This is a genomic window from Microbacterium sp. (assembly GCF_030149085.1).
In the GTDB taxonomy this organism is placed as follows: domain Bacteria; phylum Actinomycetota; class Actinomycetes; order Actinomycetales; family Microbacteriaceae; genus Microbacterium.
In genome coordinates this window covers 1-3,227 of sequence record NZ_JASBSF010000280.1, presented here as the reverse complement: position 1 = coordinate 3,227, position 3,227 = coordinate 1, and the positions used below count along the sequence as shown (strand labels likewise).

The following is a 3,227-nucleotide window of genomic DNA, read 5'->3' as shown; positions in this document are numbered from 1 at the left end:
GATGCCTCACCGACGAGTTCTGCCACGGCATCCGTGAGTCTTGCGCCGGTGACCGCTGAAGACCTTGCTGTCGGCGAGGACCCCGACGGTGTCGAGGTTCAGGTCGAGGGATCCTCACAAGTGGTGTTCCGCCGCATCACTCTGCGTCCCGGTGCGGGAACGGGCGAGCACTGCCATGCCGGTCAACTCATTGCCGTTGTCGAACAGGGAACGCTGACGCATTACGCTCCCATTTACCCGGGAGGCGTGCACGTTTACGAGACCGGAGACGCGATCGTCGAGGGCGCAGGATACATCCACCAAGGCGTCAATGAGGGTACCGAGGATGTCGTGCTGTTGGTGACCTACGTCATCGAGGATGGGCAACCCCTCGCGCAGACCGACCTCGCGAAGTGCGACTGATCGCCCGCTGCCGTTGCACATCCGCTCGGGCCGCGCAATCCGTTCGCCGATCCGGTTCGCACTCCGTACCGTCGGCGTCATGGCTATCGAACTGAACAAGCCTGCCTGGGAGTAGGCGCAAAAGCTGATTCGCGAAGGAGAGGTCGTGCGCGGTGAGCGCGACGAGTGGTCAGAGGCCGCCCCGTCACCGGACGACGAGAACACCTTCATCGAACAGCACGGATGGACCGAGTTCTCGCACTGGCATCTGGGTGTCGATCGGAGTGAGAACCCGAGACTAAAGGCGCCTACAGCTTTCCGTACGGTGACCTCGCCCGCGTACATCGCTCGGGGGTGATCTCGGCTGAGAGCCGGGCCGGCCAGTACGACCATACGGCGATCCGTGATGCGCTCAAGGACCTGCTCGAGCGCATCGACGGTGGCAACGCTTAGCTGCGACGCGTCGTAGGGCAGGGACTACCTGGATGGAGCGAGTCTCCTAGCTGCGGGTTCCTGCGCTCGTCGGTACGGGACCCGTTGCCGTGCCGGGCGTGACCATTGCGCCGAACTCCTCCGCCGCGGCGGTCGCGAGCATCGCCTCGTCGTCGGCGGCTTCCTGCAGTGCGGAGCGATCGCGCAACGGCGGGGTGCGGAAGAAGAGCGAGAGCACGAAGGCGATGAGAACGACGTACATCCCGACCCAGTAGACCAGCACCGTCGACTCGTTGAAGGCGATGAGCAGCGGCTCAGCGAGCGCCGGGTTCGCGCCGGTGAGGAACGAGGTGTCATCCATCGTGCTGCTATCGAGCGAGCTCTCGCCGCCACCGGCGAACTGTTCCTCGATCTGCGGAATGATCTGTGCCACAAAGGCCTCGCGGTCGGCGGCGTCTGAGAAGTCGAGTGTGACCGTGCCGTCGCTCGAGATCTGCGCGACCGGGATCTGCTCCTCGATCTGTGCCGTCGCCGCGGCCTGCGCCTGCGCGACGGCAGCCGCGGTGGCTGCCTCTTGCGCGGATGCCGGGATGGTCCCTGCCGCGACCTGATCGGCGACGGCCTGAGTGGCGGCATCCGTTGCCTGCTGCAGCCCCTGCTCGATCTGCTGCGTGGTTGCATCAGTAACGGCTGAAACGATCGGGGTGTAGATCGTCTGCATGATCGCCGCGTTCTCGGGAGCGTTCGCGATCTCGGGAGTCAGTGCGGCGTTCAGTGCGCCCGACAGGTTCGTCTCGTTCTGGAAAGCGGTCTGCACGTTGGTGGGGAGCACCGTGAACAGCAGCGAGAGGAGCACGGCAGTCCCGGCGGTGCCACCGATCTGACGGAAGAAGGTCGACGCGCTCGTGGCCACACCCATGTCGCGCGCGCCGACGGAGTTCTGGCTCGCGATCGTGAGGGTCTGCATGAGCTGCCCGAGCCCGAGCCCGAGCAGCAGCATCGCGCCGGCGATCATCCAGTACGACGAGTCGTATTGCATGAACGTCAAGACGAAGTAGCCGAGCGCCATGAACGCGGTTCCTGTGATGGGGAAGATGCGGTACCTGCCGGTGCGCGCGATGAGCTGGCCGCTCACGATCGACGAGACCATGAGGCCGAGGATCATCGGCAGAAGCTGCAGGCCGCTCTCGGTCGGGGTTGAACCCAGGACAAGCTGCAAGTACAGGGGGAGCGTCAACATCGCGCCGAACATTCCGAAGCCGACGAACACGCCGATCACGGTCGCCATCGAGAACGTGGGGGAGCTGAACAGCTTCAGCGGGATGATCGCGTCATCCTTCATCGCCCGCTCGATGAGCACGAAGGCCAGGATGCCGATGGCACCGATCACGTAGCACGAGATCGCGATAGCTGAATCCCAGCCCCACTCGCGACCCTGCTCGGCAACCAGCAGCAGCGGCACGAGGGCGAGGATGACGGCGGCAGCCCCCCACCAGTCGATGCGGACCGAGCGGGGACCGCCGTGGCGGGGAATGTGCAGGAAGCGCAAGACGATCGCGAGGGCCCCGATGCCGATCGGCACGTTGATGAGGAAGACCCAGCGCCACCCGTCGATCCACAGGATCTGGTCGGCACCCGCGAACAGGCCCCCGATGAGCGGGCCGATGACCGAAGAGATACCGAAGACCGCGAGGAAGTATCCCTGGTAGCGGGCGCGCTCGCGCGGCGCGAGTATGTCGCCCATGATCGCGAGCGGCATCGACATCAGGCCACCGGCGCCGAGGCCCTGGATCGCACGGAAGACGGCGAGCTGCACCATCGACTGCGAAAAGGTGGCCAGGATCGAGCCGATGACGAAGATGCCGATCGCGATGATGAACAGCGGGCGACGGCCGAAGATGTCAGAGAGCTTGCCGTAGATCGGGGTCGAGATCGTCGCGAGGATGAGGTACGCCGTCGTGACCCAGGCCTGCAGGCTCAGCCCGTTGAGGTCGTCGCCGATCGTGCGGATCGAGGTGCCGACGATCGTCTGATCCAGCGCGGACAGGAACATACCGGCCATCAGACCGAAGATGACCACGAGGATCTCTCGGTGTGTCATCACCGGAGCGCCGGTGGCTGGGCGAACTGCAGCAGTTGACATGGTGCCTCACGAGAGAAGAAGGGCAGAGCGCCCGGGAAGATGGTTGACCAGACGCAACTATATACCCGGATCGTCGGAATGGAGTTCGGAACACTCCTTCAGCTATGCTGAAGGTGTGTTCCGTACTCCGCTCTCCCTCTTTCGCACCCTCGCCATCCTCGAGGCGATCTCGTGGACCCTGCTCATTGCAGCGCTCATCACTCGCGCCGTGAATCCGGAGCTCGCGCTCGCCGTGACGATCGGGGGCGTCATCCACGGCTTCATCTTCTTG

4 protein-coding genes are annotated in these 3,227 nt (G+C 64.5%); 3 read left to right on the top strand and 1 reads right to left on the bottom strand.

What is annotated here, in order from left to right; genetic code table 11:
* Positions 1-402, top strand: a 402-nt coding sequence (locus tag Q1V87_RS11330; protein ID WP_300592779.1) for a cupin domain-containing protein, incomplete at its 5' end; no start/stop codon positions are given.
* Between the two features lie 145 nt (positions 403-547).
* Positions 548-739 carry a hypothetical protein gene (locus tag Q1V87_RS16310; RefSeq protein WP_366945439.1) on the top strand — a complete coding sequence of 64 codons (192 nt, stop codon included), beginning with the start codon at positions 548-550 and terminating at the stop codon, positions 737-739.
* Positions 740-880: 141 nt separating this feature from the next.
* On the opposite strand, the gene Q1V87_RS11320 is transcribed toward Q1V87_RS16310, so the two are convergent.
* Positions 881-2,956, bottom strand: coding sequence for an MDR family MFS transporter (locus Q1V87_RS11320; RefSeq protein WP_300592776.1), 2,076 nt, complete (start codon positions 2,954-2,956; stop codon positions 881-883).
* A gap of 115 nt (positions 2,957-3,071) precedes the next feature.
* On the opposite strand from Q1V87_RS11320, the gene Q1V87_RS11315 reads away from it, so the two are divergent.
* Positions 3,072-3,227, top strand: a 156-nt coding sequence (locus Q1V87_RS11315; RefSeq protein WP_300592781.1) for a DUF3817 domain-containing protein, incomplete at its 3' end; no start/stop codon positions are given.